This is a genomic window from Pseudomonas sp. LBUM1663 (genome assembly GCF_059695905.1).
Window position 1 is genome coordinate 6,389,506 of record NZ_CP166792.1, and the last position, 18,701, is coordinate 6,408,206.

21 protein-coding genes are annotated in these 18,701 nt (G+C 60.5%); 10 read left to right on the forward strand and 11 right to left on the reverse strand.

Annotation, left to right across the window (positions count from 1 at the left end; genetic code table 11):
* Positions 1 to 16: 16 nt before the first annotated feature.
* The 3 genes from ACA075_RS29335 to ACA075_RS29345 form a co-directional block, all read right to left on the reverse strand.
* The gene (locus ACA075_RS29335) at positions 17 to 784 is read right to left on the reverse strand and encodes a uroporphyrinogen-III synthase (protein WP_497296600.1); all 768 of its coding nucleotides are present in this window, start codon (positions 782 to 784) and stop codon (positions 17 to 19) included.
* Positions 781 to 1,722, reverse strand: a complete 942-nt coding sequence (gene hemC, locus ACA075_RS29340; RefSeq protein WP_497296601.1) for a hydroxymethylbilane synthase — start codon at positions 1,720 to 1,722, stop codon at positions 781 to 783. Before hemC ends, ACA075_RS29335 begins: the two co-directional genes overlap by 4 nt.
* A gap of 138 nt (positions 1,723 to 1,860) precedes the next feature.
* Positions 1,861 to 2,607 (reverse strand): LytR/AlgR family response regulator transcription factor, encoded by a 747-nt coding sequence (locus ACA075_RS29345; RefSeq protein WP_109635818.1) that lies wholly within the window; start codon positions 2,605 to 2,607, stop codon positions 1,861 to 1,863.
* A gap of 463 nt (positions 2,608 to 3,070) precedes the next feature.
* Here ACA075_RS29345 and argH point away from each other — a divergent pair, with 463 nt between their 5' ends.
* Entirely contained in the window at positions 3,071 to 4,465 is a 1,395-nt protein-coding gene (gene argH, locus ACA075_RS29350) for an argininosuccinate lyase (RefSeq protein WP_010465079.1), read from the forward strand.
* Between the two features lie 127 nt (positions 4,466 to 4,592).
* Here the strand turns inward: argH and ACA075_RS29355 are convergent, their stop codons facing one another.
* Positions 4,593 to 5,252, reverse strand: coding sequence for a glutathione S-transferase family protein (locus ACA075_RS29355; protein ID WP_497296602.1), 660 nt, complete (start codon positions 5,250 to 5,252; stop codon positions 4,593 to 4,595).
* Positions 5,253 to 5,377: 125 nt separating this feature from the next.
* On the opposite strand from ACA075_RS29355, the gene ACA075_RS29360 reads away from it, so the two are divergent.
* The 3 genes from ACA075_RS29360 (at position 5,378) to ACA075_RS29370 (ending at position 9,319) form a co-directional block, all read left to right on the forward strand.
* Positions 5,378 to 5,662, forward strand: a complete 285-nt coding sequence (locus ACA075_RS29360; RefSeq protein ID WP_007894899.1) for a hypothetical protein — start codon at positions 5,378 to 5,380, stop codon at positions 5,660 to 5,662.
* Positions 5,663 to 6,038: 376 nt separating this feature from the next.
* Entirely contained in the window at positions 6,039 to 6,284 is a 246-nt protein-coding gene (locus ACA075_RS29365) for a TIGR02647 family protein (protein WP_497296604.1), read from the forward strand.
* A 191-nt stretch (positions 6,285 to 6,475) separates the two neighbouring features.
* Positions 6,476 to 9,319, forward strand: coding sequence for a class I adenylate cyclase (locus ACA075_RS29370; protein WP_497296605.1), 2,844 nt, complete (start codon positions 6,476 to 6,478; stop codon positions 9,317 to 9,319).
* A gap of 5 nt (positions 9,320 to 9,324) precedes the next feature.
* Here ACA075_RS29370 and rnk read toward each other — a convergent pair whose 3' ends face one another.
* The 3 genes from rnk to cyaY all read right to left on the reverse strand — a co-directional run bounded on the left by rnk (position 9,325) and on the right by cyaY (position 10,502).
* Positions 9,325 to 9,735 (reverse strand): nucleoside diphosphate kinase regulator, encoded by a 411-nt coding sequence (gene rnk, locus ACA075_RS29375; RefSeq protein WP_046045088.1) that lies wholly within the window; start codon positions 9,733 to 9,735, stop codon positions 9,325 to 9,327.
* Positions 9,736 to 9,946: 211 nt separating this feature from the next.
* Positions 9,947 to 10,165: a DUF1289 domain-containing protein gene (locus ACA075_RS29380; RefSeq protein WP_497296606.1), complete on the reverse strand. Its 219-nt coding sequence runs from the start codon at positions 10,163 to 10,165 to the stop codon at positions 9,947 to 9,949.
* A 4-nt stretch (positions 10,166 to 10,169) separates the two neighbouring features.
* Positions 10,170 to 10,502 carry an iron donor protein CyaY gene (gene cyaY, locus ACA075_RS29385; protein ID WP_497296607.1) on the reverse strand — a complete coding sequence of 111 codons (333 nt, stop codon included), beginning with the start codon at positions 10,500 to 10,502 and terminating at the stop codon, positions 10,170 to 10,172.
* A gap of 352 nt (positions 10,503 to 10,854) precedes the next feature.
* Between cyaY and lptM the strand changes: the two genes are divergently transcribed.
* Genes lptM through ACA075_RS29415 form a run of 6 tightly spaced genes read left to right on the forward strand, consistent with a single transcriptional unit; the run spans position 10,855 to position 15,462 of the window.
* Complete coding sequence (gene lptM, locus ACA075_RS29390; RefSeq protein WP_075946461.1) at positions 10,855 to 11,028, forward strand: LPS translocon maturation chaperone LptM; 174 nt, start codon at positions 10,855 to 10,857, stop codon at positions 11,026 to 11,028.
* Between the two features lie 9 nt (positions 11,029 to 11,037).
* Positions 11,038 to 12,285 (forward strand): diaminopimelate decarboxylase, encoded by a 1,248-nt coding sequence (gene lysA / locus ACA075_RS29395; protein WP_497296608.1) that lies wholly within the window; start codon positions 11,038 to 11,040, stop codon positions 12,283 to 12,285.
* A gap of 4 nt (positions 12,286 to 12,289) precedes the next feature.
* Complete coding sequence (gene dapF / locus ACA075_RS29400; protein WP_497296609.1) at positions 12,290 to 13,120, forward strand: diaminopimelate epimerase; 831 nt, start codon at positions 12,290 to 12,292, stop codon at positions 13,118 to 13,120.
* Positions 13,121 to 13,133: 13 nt separating this feature from the next.
* Positions 13,134 to 13,859 (forward strand): DUF484 family protein, encoded by a 726-nt coding sequence (locus tag ACA075_RS29405; protein WP_497296610.1) that lies wholly within the window; start codon positions 13,134 to 13,136, stop codon positions 13,857 to 13,859.
* A 2-nt stretch (positions 13,860 to 13,861) separates the two neighbouring features.
* The gene (xerC, locus tag ACA075_RS29410; RefSeq protein WP_090178141.1) at positions 13,862 to 14,761 is read left to right on the forward strand and encodes a tyrosine recombinase XerC; all 900 of its coding nucleotides are present in this window, start codon (positions 13,862 to 13,864) and stop codon (positions 14,759 to 14,761) included.
* Positions 14,758 to 15,462, forward strand: a complete 705-nt coding sequence (locus ACA075_RS29415; protein WP_497296611.1) for an HAD family hydrolase — start codon at positions 14,758 to 14,760, stop codon at positions 15,460 to 15,462. Before xerC ends, ACA075_RS29415 begins: the two co-directional genes overlap by 4 nt.
* A gap of 189 nt (positions 15,463 to 15,651) precedes the next feature.
* Here the strand turns inward: ACA075_RS29415 and sutA are convergent, their stop codons facing one another.
* From sutA to glnK, 4 genes are all read right to left on the reverse strand, one after another.
* Positions 15,652 to 15,975: a dormancy-specific transcriptional regulator SutA gene (sutA, locus tag ACA075_RS29420; RefSeq protein WP_094470027.1), complete on the reverse strand. Its 324-nt coding sequence runs from the start codon at positions 15,973 to 15,975 to the stop codon at positions 15,652 to 15,654.
* A 101-nt stretch (positions 15,976 to 16,076) separates the two neighbouring features.
* Entirely contained in the window at positions 16,077 to 16,502 is a 426-nt protein-coding gene (locus ACA075_RS29425; protein WP_008030499.1) for a secondary thiamine-phosphate synthase enzyme YjbQ, read from the reverse strand.
* Positions 16,503 to 16,715: 213 nt separating this feature from the next.
* Complete coding sequence (locus tag ACA075_RS29430; protein ID WP_010465110.1) at positions 16,716 to 18,053, reverse strand: ammonium transporter; 1,338 nt, start codon at positions 18,051 to 18,053, stop codon at positions 16,716 to 16,718.
* A gap of 37 nt (positions 18,054 to 18,090) precedes the next feature.
* A complete protein-coding gene (glnK, locus tag ACA075_RS29435) occupies positions 18,091 to 18,429 on the reverse strand; it encodes a P-II family nitrogen regulator (protein ID WP_002555808.1) in 339 nt (112 codons plus the stop codon).
* Positions 18,430 to 18,701: the final 272 nt, after the last annotated feature.

Genomic DNA, 18,701 nt, shown 5'->3' on the forward strand with positions numbered 1-18,701 from the left:
GTATCCATCCTTTGCATTAGAGAACGGGTTCGGGATGCTCCCGTAACGCCGTCAGCAAAGCCGTGGCACTGGCGCCACGACAATCCACAACTGTTTGGGCCCCGGCGGCACGTGCCAGCTCGGCGACCCTGGGGCTTGGAACAAACAACGGCAACCGCGCCATTTCAGGCCAGGCATCGCCCGCCAATTGGCGCAGGTGCTCAAAACCCTGTCCACTGCTGACCACCAGCCCGTTCAAGCGTTCCGCTTCGATCCGGTCAGGCAGCACCGTCGACGGGTATTGAGGCAGTCCGCGACGGTACAACTCCAGATACTCGACACTAGCACCAAGCTCGCGCAAACGCTCAGCCAGCAACTCGCGCCCGCCCTCCCCGCGCAGGATCAGCACCCGCGCATCGGATCGAGTAACAGCTTCGCGCAACGAAGGAAGCTCGAGCAAGGCTTCGCTGTCATCGCCCTCGGCGGGGGAGCTCACGTCCAACCCGTTATCGGCCAGGATCTGCGCAGTCGCCGCGCCCACGCTGAACCAGCGTGGGGACGGTGGCTGCGGCCAATACTGATTGAGCAGGTCGACGCCGATTCTGGCGGCCGGTTTACTAACTACGATCACCGCACAGTAACGATCCAGCCCCTGAATCACCTCGCGCATTGTGTCAGAGACAGCAATCGGCTCGATCTCCAGAAGCGGCAAGCTGCTGCTGAAAATCCCCGCTTGCGACAAAACGCCGCTCAGCGCCGCCGATTCATCCGCAGGGCGTGTCAGCAGCAGGCGCCAGCCCGTCACTCGTGACCTGCCTCGCCATAGACCGCCTTCAGAATGTCGTTGGCGCCCTGGCTCAGTAAGTCTTCAGCCACTTGCACACCCAAGGCTTCTGCATCGCCACGCGGTGCGCGGGCCTCGGCACTGAGCAGCAGGCCGCCGCTCGGATCGCCCACCAGACCGCGCAACCAGATCTGCTCGCCTTCAAGCACGGCGTAGCAGGCGATTGGCACTTGGCAGCCGCCATTCAGATGTTTGTTGAGGGAACGTTCCGCGGTCACGCGGGTGGCTGTGTCCTGGTGATGCAACGGCGCCAGCAAGGCGTGAATTTCGCTGTCAACGCTACGGCATTCGATGCCGACCGCGCCTTGGCCACCGGCCGGCAAGCTGTCGTCGACGCTGATTGCCGAGGTGATGCGCTCTTCGAAGCCCAAGCGAATCAGGCCGGCGGCTGCGAGGATGATGGCGTCGTATTCGCCGGCATCAAGCTTGGCGAGGCGCGTGTTGACGTTGCCGCGCAGAAAGCGGATTTCAAGGTCCGGGCGGCGGGTCAGCAACTGAGCCTGGCGGCGCAGACTGGACGTGCCGACGATGCTGCCTTGCGGCAACTCATCCAGGCTGGCGTAGGTATTGGAAACGAACGCATCGCGCGGGTCTTCGCGCTCGCAGATGCAGAAAAGACCGAGACCTTCGGGGAAATCCATCGGCACGTCTTTCATCGAGTGCACGGCGATGTCGGCTTCGTTTTCCAGCAGCGCGGTTTCGAGTTCCTTGACGAACAGACCCTTGCCACCGATTTTCGACAGGGGCGAGTCGAGCAGCTTGTCGCCACGACTGACCATGGGCACCAGCGTCACAAGCAGGCCAGGATGAGCCTGCTCCAGACGGGTCTTGACGTATTCGGCCTGCCACAGGGCAAGAGCACTTTTGCGGGTGGCGATGCGGATTTCGCGAGAGGACATGGATCAATCCGTACTGAATAGATACGGCGGATAATAACAGCTCAGCCAAATCCACTTTGACTTGTATCAGACACTGCGTGGCCTCCCTGGCCTCAAACTTCCAGCAAACGGATATGAAGTTCGCCTGTGATCAGCGAATTAAAGCTGTTGCATCATTTTGCGCACGCCGGCCACGTGGCGACGGCTGACGATCAGGGCATCGCCATTGAGCCCTTTAAGGAACAGTTGAAAATGCCCCAGCGGCGTGCGTTGCAGACGTTCGATGCGTTCGCGGGCGACCAGCGCGTTGCGGTGGATGCGCACGAAACGATCGCCAAATTCATCTTCCAGGGCCTTGAGCGGTTCATCCAGCAGCACTTCGCCGCCTTCATGGCGCAAGGTCACGTATTTGTGGTCAGCAATGAAGTAGACCACCTGACCCAGCGGGATCAGCTCAATGCCTTTACGTGTTCGGGCACTGATGTGGCTGCGGGGGCCGCTACCGCTTTCGGCGGCTGGACGGGTCAGGGCGGCGAGCTGGACGCGATTGGGCCGCTCGGCTTTTTTCAATGCATCATGTAAATGTTCAGTTCGCACAGGCTTCACCAGATAGCCCACGGCGCTGGCCTGCAGGGCTTCCACGGCAAATTCATCGGGCCCGGTGCAAAACACCACGGCGGGCGGGGTTTCGCGTTCGCACAACCGGGCAGCCACTTGCAGGCCATCAAGGCCAGGCATGCCGATATCGAGCAACACGATATCCGGCTTGTGACTGTCGATCAGCGCTAACGCCTCTTCGCCGTTCGTGGCGCTGGGCTCCAGGACATTGTATCCCTCGAGTTCGCCAACCATTCGGCTCAGGCGCTCGCGGGCTAGGGGTTCGTCATCAACGATCAGGACATTCATATTGCGCTGGATTCCTGCGTGAGTCTCGCACAAGGATAGCGTAGACAGGTGAAGTGACGTCCGTCACCGCGATCCACGCTAAGACTAGCGCGAGGGCCAAAAAGTGCCGCGAGACCGGCGGCTAAATTTTCATCTGCCAAGTGATTGGAGGCTCTGGCCCGCATAAGCGAGGTATCGCCGTAGGGTTTGCCGATACACAATATGAACACCCCCTCTTCTTATAGTCAGCCGCAGCGCCCCAGAAGTGCGCTGATCCTACTGTCCAACTGTAGACGGTTGCCGGGACGATATTGCTCAATCGAAAAATATCGTTGCGCAATTTCCCACAAGGCATGTCCTGAGTATGGACCCCGCCTTGTGAAAAAAACCTGTCGACCAGCGTCAGCGACAGGATTGGCAACCCTGTTATTATCCGCGGCAGCTTCCAACGTCATTTTTTTCTTCAGCCGACACGAGCGAATTCATGAGCACTGACAAGACCAATCAGTCCTGGGGCGGCCGCTTCAGTGAACCCGTCGACGCCTTCGTCGCCCGCTTCACCGCCTCCGTCACTTTCGACCAGCGCCTGTATCGCCACGACATCATGGGCTCGATCGCCCACGCCACGATGCTGGCCAAGGTCGGCGTGCTGACCGACGCCGAGCGCGACAGCATCACCGATGGCCTGAAGACCATCCAGGGTGAAATCGAGGCCGGTCAGTTCGACTGGCGCATCGACCTCGAAGACGTGCACATGAACATCGAGGCGCGTCTGACCGACCGCATCGGCGTCACCGGTAAAAAACTGCACACCGGGCGCAGCCGCAACGACCAGGTCGCCACCGACATCCGCCTGTGGCTGCGTGACGAGATCGACCTGATCCTCAGCGAAATCACCCGCCTGCAAAAAGGCTTGCTGGAGCAGGCCGAGCGCGAAGCCGGCAGCATCATGCCGGGCTTCACCCACCTGCAAACCGCGCAGCCGGTGACTTTCGGGCACCACATGCTGGCCTGGTTCGAAATGCTCAGCCGCGACTACGAGCGCCTGGTCGACTGCCGCAAGCGCACCAATCGTATGCCGCTGGGCAGCGCCGCGCTGGCCGGCACCACGTACCCGATCGACCGCGAATTCACGGCTCAGCTGCTGGGCTTCGACGCCGTGGGCGGCAACTCGCTGGACAACGTGTCCGATCGCGACTTCGCCATCGAGTTCTGCTCGGCCGCGAGCATCGCGATGATGCACTTGTCGCGGTTCTCCGAAGAGCTGGTGCTGTGGACCAGCGCGCAGTTCCAGTTCATCGATCTGCCTGACCGATTCTGCACCGGCAGCTCGATCATGCCGCAAAAGAAAAACCCGGATGTGCCAGAGCTGGTGCGCGGCAAGACCGGCCGCGTCTTCGGCGCGCTGATGGGCCTGCTGACTTTGATGAAGGGCCAGCCACTGGCCTACAACAAGGACAATCAGGAAGACAAGGAACCGCTGTTCGATGCCGCCGACACCCTGCGCGACTCGCTGCGGGCCTTCGCCGACATGATCCCGGCGATCAAGCCCAAGCACGCGATGATGCGCGAGGCGGCTCTGCGTGGTTTCTCCACCGCCACCGACCTGGCTGACTACCTGGTACGCCGTGGCCTGCCGTTCCGTGACTGCCACGAAATCGTTGGCCATGCCGTGAAGTACGGCGTGGAAAGCGGCAAGGACCTGGCGGAAATGAGCCTGGAGGAGCTGCGCAAGTTCAGCGACCAGATCGACCAGGACGTGTTCGCCGTGCTGACCCTGGAAGGCTCGGTGAACGCCCGTGACCATATCGGCGGGACTGCGCCGGCGCAGGTGAAGAAGGCTGTGGCGCGCGGTCAGGCACTGCTCGCCAGCCGCTAAGTCAAAAGCTTCGCGAGCAAGCCCGCTCCCACATTGGGTCTTTGGCGTTCACAAAATGTGTGTTCGCCGCCGATCAAGTGTGGGAGCTGGCTTGCTCGCGAAGACGATCTAACAAACGCTACAAAACCTACTTCTTGGACGCGACCATCGCCATAAACGCTGGCATCGCCGCTTCCTTGTCCGCCGCAATCCGCTGCACGTTCGGGTTCTGCTCCAGTCGCTCCAATAGCGCCCTGGCCGCCGGCATCTCGGCCAGCAGATCGATTTCGAACAGCTTCTGCGCCACCGCACAGGCCAACGGTACGCTGTACAAGAAATACAGATCCGCAATGCTCAGACTGTTCCCCGCCACATAAGGGGCGAATTTGCCATGCCTGCCTAATGCGGCAAACCCCGCCAACAGCTCGGCCTTGGTCTTGTCCTTGATCGCCTCTGGCACCTGCATGCCGAAAAACGCCTGGGGGTAACAGGCGCGAGCCGGCAACTCGATGTACAACTCGATTTCCTTGGCCACTGCCAGCACCTGCGCCCGCTCGAACGGATCGCTCGGCAGGAGCGGTGTGCCTTTCTGACTTTGCTCGATGAACTCGAGGATTACCGCAGTTTCGTTGATGAAACCCTGCTCGGTGCGCAAGACCGGCACCTTGCCGCGCGGACTGATGGCCAGCGCCTCCGGGCTTGTACCGGCGTAAAACGGCACTTCTTCAAACGGCACGCCCTTCTCCAGCAGCGCCAGCTTGACCATGTTGTAGTAGTTACTGACAGAAAATCCATAAAGCTTGAGCATCACAAAGCCTCCAGGCCGTGCGGGGTTGGCAGTGCCTGTTTATAGAACGCCGAAGCGATTCTTGCCAGCAGCATCACAGCGCTGAATGCAGGTAAACTGGCCGCCTTAAACTTGAGGAGCCTGCCATGAGCGAGCCAACTGATATCGAGATCGACGAAGAAGAATTCGCCGAAAACACCCTGATCGAAGCCATCGAAAACCAGATCGAAAGCGACAACCCGCCTGCGGCCAAGGCCACTTTCAACAAGCTGACCCTGGTGGGTTACGAGCGTGAGGAAATCCTCAATCTGATGGCCCACGTGTTGGCGGTAGAAATCGACGCGATCCTCGAAGAAGACCGCGCGTTCAACACCGAATGGTACGAAACAGCCCTGCGTGCATTGCCAGAGTTGCCGCCGGAAAAGAAGTAACCCCGACCTCCAGGGCGCAGGCCTCTGTGGCGAGGGAGCTTGCTACCGCTGGAGGGCGAAGCGCTCGCAATATCTTCGACAGTTGCCGAGATTTTGGGGCTGCTTCGCAACCCAGCGGGAGCAAGCTCCCTCGACACAAAAACCCCTTTGCCACAGAAGCTCCATCGCCTCACAACCTTCTCTCAACACAGATTGTCACCAATCTCCTCCGCCTTCCCCCAGACCCTGACTACACTGATTCCACCCCGCTGCCGCACCACCCTCCGGGGAATGCATCCCGAGGCGAAAAAACCCTGTCGCGAGCACTGGACATGCCGCACGAGTGGGCTCACCTTAGGGGCGCTGTCGTCCAATTCCTAGAAAGTCTGGAGTCCTTATGTCGCTTACCCCTGAGTTGGTTGCCGAACTGGAAATCCTCGCCCTCTTCAACCTGGACAGTACCCAGGAAGGTTTGAAAATTCATCAGACCGCTGCCCCGAAAGCCATTGCTGCCGCTCAACGCCTGTACGAAAAAGAACTGATCGATCAGCCCGATGGCGGTTATCTGACCAGTCTGGGGCGTGACGCCGCGCAAAATGTACAAACCGTTCTGACGATTCTGAGCGTCCAGGAAACAGCCTGAGTATTACCGCATCGCCCACGGAAACCCCTGCTACGGGATTTCCGCGGGCACACTTTTTGACCTGCGGTCGCCGCACGGTAGAAATCTGACGTCAAAAACAAAATCAGCTTAAAAGTCCCGGGCCCGAGGCGCTAAACTGCCCCTCATCCGCAGACCCTACGTCCGAGCCTCGCGAGCCGGTTTGAGCTGACATGACCCGCACCCATGAAATCCGCCCCGATCTGGACCAGGGAATCGACCGCAAGGTTCTCAGCCAGCTGCGCGCGCGTTTTCTGAAGCTCAACGAAGGCCGCATGGCCCGTGCCATGGAAGGGTTGTCACCCCGCCAGCAAACGGTGCTGACGCTGCTGCCGCTGTTTTTCCACGTGAATCACCCGCTGTTGCCCGGTTATGTGTCGGGCAGCACGCCGGCCGGGCTGTCGAATTTCGAGCCTGACGCCAACGCCCTCGCCGAAGCCCAGCGCCTGACCCGATCGTTTTCCTATAAGCCACGCCACGGCAGCAATCCACCGCGACCGATCCACGGGCTGTTCCTGATGGGCAGCCTCGGCACCCTGGCCCAGGCCGATCAAAGCGACATGGACGTGTGGGTCTGTCATGGGCCGGACTTGAGCGAGAGCGAACTCGCCGAGCTGCGCAAAAAGTGCCAGTTGCTTGAGGCCTGGGCTGCCAGCCAGGGCGCCGAGGCGCATTTCTTTCTTATCGACCCGACCCGCTTCGTGCTCGGCGAGCGCGATACGCAATTGAGTTCGGAAGACTGCGGCACGACCCAGCACTACCTGCTGCTGGATGAGTTCTACCGTACCGCGATCTGGCTGGCCGGCCGCACGCCGATCTGGTGGCTGGTGCCGGTCTACGAAGAAGCCGCCTACGACCATTACACCCACACGCTGCTGTCGAAGCGTTTCATCCGCGCAGACGAGTCACTGGATTTGGGGCATCTGGCCTATATCCCGCCGGGGGAATTCATCGGCGCCGGGCTCTGGCAGTTGTTCAAAGGCATCGAGTCGCCCTACAAGTCCGTGCTCAAGCTTCTGCTGACCGAGGTTTACGCCAGCGAACACCCGAAGGTCCACTGCCTGAGCCTGCGTTTCAAGCAGGCGGTATTCGCCAATCAACTGGACCTCGACGAGCTCGACCCCTACATCGTCGTTTACCGGCGCATCGAGGAATACCTCAACGCGCGTGGCGAGCCGGAGCGCCTGGAACTGGTACGCCGAGCGTTGTACCTGAAGGTCAACCGCAAGCTCACCGGCAGCAGTCGCACCCAGAGCTGGCAACGTTCGCTGCTTGAGCGTCTGGCTCACGAATGGAACTGGGATCAGCGGCAACTGGCACTGCTCGACAGCCGCAGCCAATGGAAAGTCCGCCAGGTCAGCACCGAACGCCGAGCCCTGGTCAACGAGCTGAACTACAGCTACCGCTTCCTGACCCAGTTCGCCCGCAACGAGCAAACCGTCAGCCTGATCAACAAACGCGACCTCAACGTGCTGGGTCGGCGGCTGTATGCAGCCTTTGAGCGCAAAGCGGACAAAGTCGAGTTCATCAACCCTGGCATCGCCCCGGACTTGGCCGAAGACACCCTGACCCTGGTGCAGGCGCCCAACAAGAAAGAACCCGGGCAAACCCAGTGGGGTTTGTACAACGGCAGTCTTGCAGCCCACGAGTGGGAACATTTCGCGCCGATCAAGCGCAGTCGCCAATTGCTGGAGTTGCTGACCTGGTGCCACCGCAATGGCGTCATCGACAGCAGCACCCGCCTCGCCTTGCACCCCGGCACCAGCGATTTGAGCGAGTTCGAACTGTTCAACCTGCTCGGCAGCCTGCAACAAAGCATCGCCCTGCCGTTGGCGACGGTCGCCGAAGAGCCGTTGCTGCGCGCCAGTGTGCCGAGTGAAGTGCTGATTCTGGTGAACGTCGGCGTCGACCCGCTCAAGCATCACCGCGACCTGAATATCCTGATGACCACCGAGCGCACCGATTCCCTGAGCTACGCCGGTGTCCGGGAAAACCTGGTGCTGACCCTGGACCAGGTCACGCTCAACAGCTGGAACGAAGTGTTGGTCAAACGCTACGACGGCCCTCACGCCCTGCTCGACTGCCTGCGCGATTACCTCAACAACTTGCCGAACGGCCCACAGCAACCCCGTTTGAGGGTGCGTTGTTTCTGCCACAACCGGGCGCAATTCATCGCCCGGCGGGTCGAAGAGGTACTCGACACCGCACAGAACCTGCTGCTGAGCCAGCTCAATCATCGTTACCTGCTACAGGTCCAGCAGCATTATCACGTACTGGAACTGGTGCCCGGCCAGGTCAATCACGTCGCCCTCGCCACGCTGCCAGCGCTGTTCGATTACCTGGGTGAAGAACTGGCGAGCTACAGCCCGCTGCACTTGGACCCGATGGCACTGGAAGACCACGACCTGGCGCTGATCCTGCCCATGGGCCAGCCCGAATGCATTCAGGTGTTCTACCGGATCACCGAACAGCAGGCGGATCTGTACGTACTGGATGAGTTCAATGCCCTGTGGCAACAACGATTGCCCTATCACGACGAGCAAAGCCTGCTGGTGCCGCTGCAACGGTTCCTGCAATCGATCCAGTACCGGCGCGACGCGTTACTGCCGATGAACACGGCCCAACCCCTGAACCTCGACACGTTGTATTACCAGCTATTGCCGTCAGGTCCCGGCCGGGCCCGTCGCGTCGAAGCCCGGCCGGCGCCGCAAACCCCGATCAACAAACCGTTCTACGACGTGCAGGCGATCATCGGCAAAGCCGCGCCGGGACAGGTGCAGGTCACGTTGTATTGCAATCAGCGGGAGTTTTCAGAGCTGGAATATGGCAACCAACTGTTCAGTGTGGTCGCCCAGGAAATCGTCGAGCAGCGCCGGGAAACCGAGCGCTATCGCTGCTACATCACCGACCTGGACCTGTCGGGTCTGCTCGGTGATGCTCAGAGTTCAAGTAATTTGTACTTGCGCTACAAGGCTGACCTGGAGCGCGCGTTGAATGAGGCGCTCGAGCAGGTCTAAGCGGTTTATTCCGGAAAGTGGCCGCCCTCGGCTGGCTGTGATTCCACTTCCAGCAGGGTCAGTTTCAGGGTTTTGCCACCCGGTGCAGGCCAGTCGATGTGTTGACCAACCTTGAGGCCAAGCAGCGCGCTGCCGACTGGCGCCAGAATCGAAATTTTGCCTTCGTCAGCGTTGGCATCCTTGGGGTAGACCAAGGTCAGGTGATAGTCCTTGCCACTGCCTTCTTCGCGGCAATGCACACGGGAATTCATGGTGACGACATCGGCGGGCACTTCATCGTGACCGACCAGGGTATCGGCGCGATCCAGTTCGGTTTGCAGCGCGATAACGCCCGGCAGCGTGTCATCCAGGCTGTCGATCAGGCGCTCCAGACGTTGCACGTCCAGACGAGTAAGGGTGATGGAAGGTGCGGTCATGATTGAGGCAGACTCCTTTCTTCTGCACAAAAAAAGCAAAACCCCGCCAGAAAAAGGCGGGGTTTTCACGAGCCTCGATGGGTTGAGGCGTTTCTGGACACTATCACAGCTCAATAAATATACAAGTGAGGGGCGACCAAGCCCCTGCGCTGACATTTTGGAGAGGGGCTTGCCTGTGGCGAGGGAGCTTGTCGGATCGCCACAAAAGCTCTTATGCCAAGACTTTGCGCTGGACTGCCTGGGCGCAGATTACCCGGCGGCGATCATCGTCGGCCGAGCGCCACTCCCGGATGTCTTCGACATGGCGAAAACACCCGAGGCAGACTTTTTGCTCGTCCAGCCGGCACACGCCGCTGCACGGTGAAGGCACCGCCGGGCTGACATTGCTGTAGAGCGGCTTGGGCGGACGAATGGGCGCAGGTTGCGTCACGATCTCACAGACCTTCGAAGTCGAGGTCGACGTCAGCCTGCTGCTTGACGATGCGCTCAAGCATTTCACCCAACTGCTCTTCGCTCTTGTCGCACATCCAGCGCTCGCTCTCGGCGTCGTAATCGAAGTGGAAACCACCCGAGACGGCTGCGAGCCACAGCTGACGCAGCGGTTCCTGGCGGCTGAAGATCAACTGGCTGCCGTTTTCGAACTTGACGGTGAGCACACCGGCCGAGCTCTCCAGATCAATATCCAGGTCGCTGTCATCGAAAATATCTTCCAGCGTTTGCTGGGTGGCATCGACCAGGTCGTGGAAACGGGCTTCGGTCAAACTCATTGCGGCAACCTCAAAAAGTGTCTGTTCACGCTCAAGCGCCGCAAGATACGGGCGAGCCCCGGTGATTGCAAAGGATAACGATCAAGCGGCTGCCCGGCAGACTTCGAAACTTGTGGGAGCGAGCCGGCTCCGGGCGGCGCTCCGACGATAGCGGTGTGTCAGACAACATCAATGTTGAATATTAGACCGCTATCGTCGGAGCGCCGCCCGGAGCCGGCTCACTCCCACAGGGATTGCACCTGGCTCGTCGGCATAGAGCGCAGCCCCGCCGGACGGGAGCCCCGTCGCATAGGCAATCCGCCGGGTGGCCGGTATACTCCGGCGCAATTAACGCATTTTCAAGGATTTCGCCATGAAGCGCCTGATCTCTTCCCTTGCCGCGCTCCTCGCGGTTGCCTGTCTTGTGTCGGCGTGCGGCCAAAAAGGCCCGTTGTACCTGCCTGACGATTCCCAGGACCCAGCCGAGCAGGCACAGTCCTCGCAAAAGCAGCCGTCCAAAGCACATAAGCACGACGTCTACCAATAAGGGAACGCCATGGACGCTTTTAACTACCGTGACGGTGAGCTGTTCGCGGAAGGGGTTGCCCTGTCCGCCATCGCCGAGCGCTTCGGCACACCGACTTACGTCTACTCCCGCGCCCACATCGAAGCCCAGTACCTGGCTTACGCCGATGCGCTGGCCGGCATGCCGCACCTGGTGTGCTTTGCGGTCAAGGCCAACTCCAACCTGGGTGTATTGAATGTCCTGGCGCGTCTCGGCGCCGGTTTTGACATCGTTTCCCGTGGCGAGCTGGAACGCGTACTGGCCGCTGGCGGCAGCGCCGACAAGATTGTCTTCTCCGGTGTCGGCAAGACCCGTGACGACATGCGTCGCGCCCTGGAAGTTGGCGTCCATTGCTTCAACGTCGAATCCACCGATGAGCTGGAGCGTCTGCAAGTGGTCGCCGCCGAACTGGGCGTTCGCGCACCGATCTCGCTGCGTGTGAACCCGGACGTCGATGCTGGCACGCACCCGTACATTTCCACCGGTCTCAAAGAAAACAAGTTCGGCATCGCCATCGCCGACGCCGAAGACGTGTACATCCGCGCCGCCCAACTGCCAAACCTGGAAGTGGTCGGTGTCGATTGCCACATCGGTTCGCAACTGACCACCCTGCCCCCCTTCATCGACGCCCTCGACCGCCTGCTGGGCCTGGTCGACCGCCTTGGCGATTGCGGCATCTACCTGCGCCACATCGATCTCGGTGGTGGATTGGGCGTGCGTTATCGCGATGAAGAGCCGCCAATGGCTGCCGACTACATCAAAGCCGTGCGCGAGCGTCTCGACGGTCGCGACCTGGCGCTCTTATTCGAGCCGGGCCGCTTCATCGTCGCCAACGCCGGCGTGCTGCTGACGCAGGTCGAGTACCTCAAGCACACCGAACACAAAGACTTCGCCATCGTCGATGCGGCCATGAACGACCTGATCCGCCCGGCGCTGTACCAAGCCTGGATGGACGTCACCGCCGTGCGCCCGCGCACTACCTCGGCTCGCGCTTACGACATCGTTGGCCCGATCTGCGAAACCGGCGACTTCCTGGCCAAGGATCGTGAGCTGGCCCTGGAAGAAGGCGACCTGCTGGCCGTGCATTCGGCCGGCGCCTATGGGTTTGTCATGAGTTCCAACTACAACACCCGCGGCCGCGCCGCTGAAGTGTTGGTGGACGGTGATCAGGCATTTGAAGTGCGTCGCCGTGAGACGGTAGCCGAGTTGTTTGCTGGCGAAAGCCTGCTGCCGGAGTAATCCCATGCTGCTGCGTTTTACCAAGATGCACGGCCTGGGCAACGACTTCATGGTCCTAGACCTGGTCAGCCAGCACGCGCACATCCTGCCCAAGCACGCCAAGCAATGGGGCGATCGTCACACCGGCATCGGTTTCGACCAGTTGCTGATCGTCGAAGCGCCGAGCAACCCGGACGTGGACTTCCGCTACCGGATTTTCAATTCCGACGGTTCCGAGGTGGAACAGTGCGGCAACGGTGCGCGCTGCTTCGCCCGCTTCGTGCTCGACAAACGCCTGACCGCCAAGCGGCAGATTCGCGTCGAGACCAAAAGCGGCATCATCGAGCTGGATATCCGCAGCGACGGCCAGATCGGTGTCAACATGGGTGCACCGCGCCTGGTGCCGGCCGAGATACCGTTCGAAGCGTCGGAGCAGGCCCTGAGTTATCAGGTTGACGTCGACGGCGCTGCGGTCGAACTGGCCGCCGTCTCCATGGGCAACCCCCATGCCGTGCTGCGGGTCAGCGACATCAACAACGCACCGGTGCATGAACTGGGGCCGAAAATCGAACACCACCCGCGCTTCCCGGCGCGGGTCAACGTCGGTTTTCTCCAGGTCATCGACCGGAACCGTGCGCAGTTGCGCGTCTGGGAACGTGGCGCCGGGGAAACCCAGGCCTGCGGCACCGGCGCGTGCGCTGCCGCAGTGGCCGCGATCAGCCAGGGGTGGATGGATTCGCCGCTATTGATCGACCTGCCCGGCGGGCGTCTGTCCATTGAATGGGCAGGCCCTGGCCAACCGGTCATGATGACCGGCCCAGCAGTCCGCGTTTATGAAGGACAAGTGCGTCTTTGAGAGAGTTGAATCCATGAAAGACAAGCCTCAGGTTCCCGCCCCACAGCCCGACGAATCCCCTTCCGAAAGCCTTGAGGCGGCGGCGATTGCCGCGTACCTGGAGGCTCATCCGGATTTCTTCGTCGAGCACGAAGAACTGCTCCCGGCCTTACGCATTCCGCACCAGCGTGGCGACACTATTTCGCTGGTCGAGCGCCAGATGACCATCCTGCGCGACCGCAACATCGAGTTGCGCCATCGCCTCTCGCATTTGATGGACGTGGCCCGGGACAACGACCGCCTGTTCGACAAGACCCGCCGCCTGATTCTGGCGCTGATGGACGCCAATAGCCTGGAAGACGTGGTGATCAGTGTCGAAGACAGTCTGCGCCAGGACTTCCAGGTGCCTTTTGTCAGCCTGATCCTGCTGGGCGACAACCCGATGCCGGTGGGCCGCTGGGTCACCCATGCCGAGGCGCAAACGGCCATTGGCGGCTTGCTCTCGGAAGACAAAAGCGTCAGCGGCAGCCTGCGCGATCACGAACTGGACTTCCTATTCGGTGAAGAACAGCGCAAACAGATCGGCTCCACCGCCGTCGTCGCCATCAGCTATCAAGGCATCCACGGCGTCCTGGCCATCGCCAGTCGTGACCCGCAGCACTACAAAAGCTCGGTCGGTACGCTGTTCCTGAGCTACATCGCCGAAGTCATGGGCCGCGTGCTGCCTCGGGTCAACAGTTCCCTGCGCTCGGTACGCTGATCGTGGAACGGCAACTAGACGCTTACTGCGAACACCTGCGCAGTGAGCGACAGGTGTCGCCCCACACGCTGTACGCCTACCGCCGCGACCTCGACAAAGTGCTGGGCTGGTGCGTCAAACAGAACATCAGTAGCTGGGCCGCGCTGGATATTCAGCGTCTGCGCAGCCTGATCGCGCGCCTGCATTCTCAGGGTCAATCGTCCCGCAGCCTGGCACGCCTGCTGTCGGCCGTGCGTGGGCTCTATCATTATCTGAACCGCGAAGGCCTGTGCGATCACGACCCGGCCAACGGCCTGGCACCGCCCAAAGGCGAACGCCGGCTGCCGAAAACCCTCGACACCGACCGTGCGCTGCAACTGCTTGAAGGCGCGGTGGAGGATGACTTCCTGGCGCGTCGGGATCAGGCGATTCTGGAGCTGTTCTATTCCTCGGGTTTGCGGCTTTCGGAACTGACCGGACTCAATCTGGATCAGCTGGATCTGGCCGACGGCATGGTTCAGGTGCTCGGCAAGGGCAGCAAGACTCGATTGCTGCCGGTGGGCAAAAAGGCCCGCGAAGCCCTGGAACTGTGGCTGCCGTTGCGGGCCATGACTAATCCGGCGGATGACGCGGTGTTCGTCAGCCAGCAAGGCCGGCGCCTTGGCCCTCGGGCTATTCAGGTTCGAGTCAAAGCCGCTGGTGAGCGTGAGCTGGGGCAAAACCTGCACCCGCACATGCTGCGGCATTCCTTTGCCAGCCATTTGCTGGAATCCTCGCAGGACCTGCGCGCCGTACAGGAATTGCTCGGCCACTCGGACATCAAGACCACCCAGATCTACACCCACCTGGACTTCCAGCACCTGGCCACGGTCTACGACAGCGCCCATCCACGGGCCAAACGCATTAAAGGCGATGATTCATGACCCTCCAATTGATCACCTTCGACCTCGACGACACCCTGTGGGACACCGCCCCGGTGATCGTCAGCGCCGAAGCCGTACTGCGTGAATGGCTGACCGAGCACGCACCGAATCTGGGCGCGGTGCCGGTGGAGCATTTGTGGGCCATTCGTGAGCGGATCCTGACCAGCGAGCCGAGCCTCAAACACCGCATCAGCGCGCTGCGGCGCCGGGTGCTTTTCCATGCACTGGAAGAATCCGGATACGACCACGGACAGGCTTCGGAGCTGGCCGACAAGGGTTTTGAAGTGTTCCTGCATGCCCGACACCAGATCGAGGTATTCCCCGAAGTCGAGCCGACGCTGGAAACCCTGGCCAAGCATTACGCCTTGGGTGTGGTCACCAATGGCAACGCCGATGTACGCCGACTGGGGCTGGCTGATTACTTCAAGTTTGCGTTATGCGCCGAAGACATCGGCATCGCCAAGCCTGATGCACGACTGTTTCATGAGGCGTTGCAGCGTGGCGGGGCGACGGCGGCGACGGCGGTGCATATCGGCGATCACCCGGGTGATGACATTGCCGGAGCGCAGCAGGCGGGGTTGCGGGCGATCTGGTTTAACCCGGCGGGGAAGGCTTGGGAGGCTGAGAAAGCACCGGATGCCGAGATTCGCAGCCTGACCGAGTTGCCAGCGTTGTTGGCCCTCTGGAATTCCGTTTCGTAGCGTCTTCGAGATCGCCTTCGGGCAAGCCTCGCTCCTACAGGATTTGTGTCGCACGCCAATTATGTGAGCGACGCAAAACCTGTAGGAGCGAGTTTTGCCGGCGAAGAACGATAACGCGGTCTACTTACCCATACCCCATGAAAAAGCCCGCAGCGACGGCGGGCTTTTTCAGCAAGCAAGGGCAGACGCTTAGATAGGCCGGCTGCCGTACTTGTTGTCAGGCTTCTTGGGAGGATCGGCGACCACATTGGCCTCCACTTCCTGCACCTTGCCGCCCTTGGCCAAAAACTCTTCCATGGCCCGCGCGAGAGCATCGCGTTCCTTGTTCTTGGCTTCGACGCTCGGCAGCTCATCGACCGATACCGCAGCCTTGGCTTTACCCTTGGCGGTCGGAACGGGCGTTTCACCGCCGTCGTCTTCAGCGACGTCTTCGGCCGCTGCTTCCAGACCTTCTTCGGTTTCGTCGTCGTCGCCTACTTCGAGGTCGTCGTTTTCCAGATCATCGTCGCTCATGTTCTACCTCATGACTTGCGAAAAGCAGATTAGTTATAGCCCAGCTTCACCGTCTGTCGACAGCCGCCGGAAAAATTCAATAACCGCTGGTGACCAGCGGTTCATGCCTCTTCACCGTGCACGGTGGCCAGGACTTTACGGGCACCGCCAAAATCACGGTGCTCGCCCAGATAAACACCTTGCCAGGTCCCCAGCGCCAGTCGGCCTGCCGAAATCGGCAAACTGAGCTGACAGCCAAGCACGCTGGCCTTGAAGTGCGCCGGGAGGTCGTCCAGGCCTTCGTCGTTATGCTCATAGCCGTCTGTTCCTTGTGGGATCAGACGATTGAAAAATCGTTCGAAGTCGCGACGTACCGCCGGATCGGCGTTCTCGTTGATGGTCAACGACGCCGAGGTATGCTGCAGCCACAAATGCAACAGACCGACCCGGCACGCCTTGAGTTCAGGCAGGCCGGCGAGTAACTCGTCCGTTACCAGATGAAAGCCCCGGGGCCGTGCCCGCAGGGTAATCAGAGTCTGTTGCCACATACAGTTCTCCGCACGTTCGGGGCGCATTCTAGCGCGCTCAGGGAAAAAACAAAGGCCCTAATATTCCTTCAATCATGTAAGCCATTGGCCGCAGAAAAACGCCCGTCGTAAACGCCAATAAACGTGTACGAAAAAACCTTTCAGCAGTCCCTTCACTGACAAACGCCAGACAAAAAAATGCCCGGCAAGCCGGGCAAGTTTTTTATGCGCGTACTACAAGTTGTAGCCGCGTTCGTTGTGGAGCGCCAGATCGATGCCGACAGCCTCTTCTTCTTCCGTGATACGCAGGCCCATGACAGCGTCCAGAACCTTGAGAATGATGTAGGTGACGATCGCGGTGTAGATCACCGTGAAGCCCACGCCTTTGCACTGAATCCAGACTTGAGCGGCGATGTCGGTGACGGTGCCGAAACCACCCAGGGACGGTGCGGCGAACACACCGGTCAGGATCGCGCCGAGGATACCGCCGATGCCGTGTACACCGAAGGCGTCCAGGGAATCGTCATAACCGAGTTTGCGTTTCAGGGTGGTGGCGCAGAAGAAGCACACCACGCCCGCAGCCAGGCCGATGACCAGAGCGCCCATCGGGCCCACGGTGCCAGCGGCCGGGGTGATGGCGACCAGACCGGCCACAACACCCGAAGCGATACCCAGTGCACTTGGTTTGCCGTGAGTGATCCACTCGGCGAACATCCAGCCCAGTGCAGCGGCGGCGGTTGCGATCTGGGTCACCAGCATCGCCATACCGGCGGTGCCGTTGGCCGCAGCGGCGGAACCGGCGTTGAAACCGAACCAGCCGACCCACAGCATCGCGGCACCCATCAGGGTGTAACCGAGGTTGTGCGGGGCCATCGGAGTGGTCGGGAAGCCTTTACGCTTACCGAGCACGATGCACGCAACCAGACCGGCCACACCGGCGTTGATGTGCACCACGGTGCCGCCCGCGAAGTCGAGTACACCCCAATCCCACATCAGACCGCCGTTGCCGGACCAGACCATGTGCGCAATCGGTGCGTAAACCAGGGTGAACCACACGCCCATGAAGATCAGCATGGCGGAGAACTTCATCCGCTCGGCGAAGGCACCGACGATCAGCGCAGGGGTGATGATGGCGAAGGTCATCTGGAAGGTGATGAACACCGCCTCAGGGAACAGCGCCGCAGGACCGGTCAGGCTCGACGGCGTGACACCGGCGAGGAATGCCTTGCCCATGCCACCGAAGAACGAGTTGAAGTTGACGACGCCCTGCTCCATGCCGGTGGTGTCGAACGCGATGCTGTAGCCATAAATGACCCACAGAATGCTGATCAGACCGGTAATGGCGAAGCACTGCATCATCACGGAAAGAATGTTTTTGGAGCGAACCATGCCGCCGTAGAACAGGGCGAGACCGGGAATGGTCATGAACAGCACGAGGGCTGTCGAGGTCATCATCCAGGCGGTATCGCCGGAGTTGAGGACTGGGGCCGCCACTTCGTCTGCCGCCATAGCCAGGCTGGGCATTACGAGGGACAACAGGGCTCCTAGCCCTGCGAATTTACGCAGAGTCATATTGTTTTCTCCTGGGGCGTTGGGTTTGTGGCGGCGTTTAAATCGCGTCGGTATCGGTTTCGCCGGTACGGATGCGAATCGCCTGTTCCAGATTGACCACGAAGATCTTGCCGTCACCGATCTTGCCGGTGTTGGCGGCCTTGGTTATCGCCTCGATAACCCGGTCCAGATCCTTGTCGTCAATGGCGACATCGATCTTCACCTTGGGCAGAAAATCGACCACGTACTCCGCGCCGCGATACAGCTCGGTGTGACCCTTCTGCCGACCGAAGCCTTTGACTTCAGTAACGGTAATGCCCTGCACGCCGATCTCGGACAGCGACTCGCGCACGTCGTCCAACTTGAACGGCTTGATGATGGCAGTGACTAGCTTCATGAAAACTCTCTCCCGAATTGGTGGACTTGCCCCAGGAAAACAAACCCGTCTCAAGTCTAAGCGCAGTGCCTGGCTTTGTAACGCATCGTCGGCCTTTGATTGCCCGTCCGACGCCAGCTAACCGCTCCTCACGAAACAACTCCCCGTTCCGCTTGGCGCACTGCATTCGTCACAGCGACTGCATCAGTGCATGGGTTACTACTGACTAAGCAGAAAGCTTGCCATCTCGCCAAAACCCACTGAATTCAATTCCTTGGCCGCTGCCAACAGCC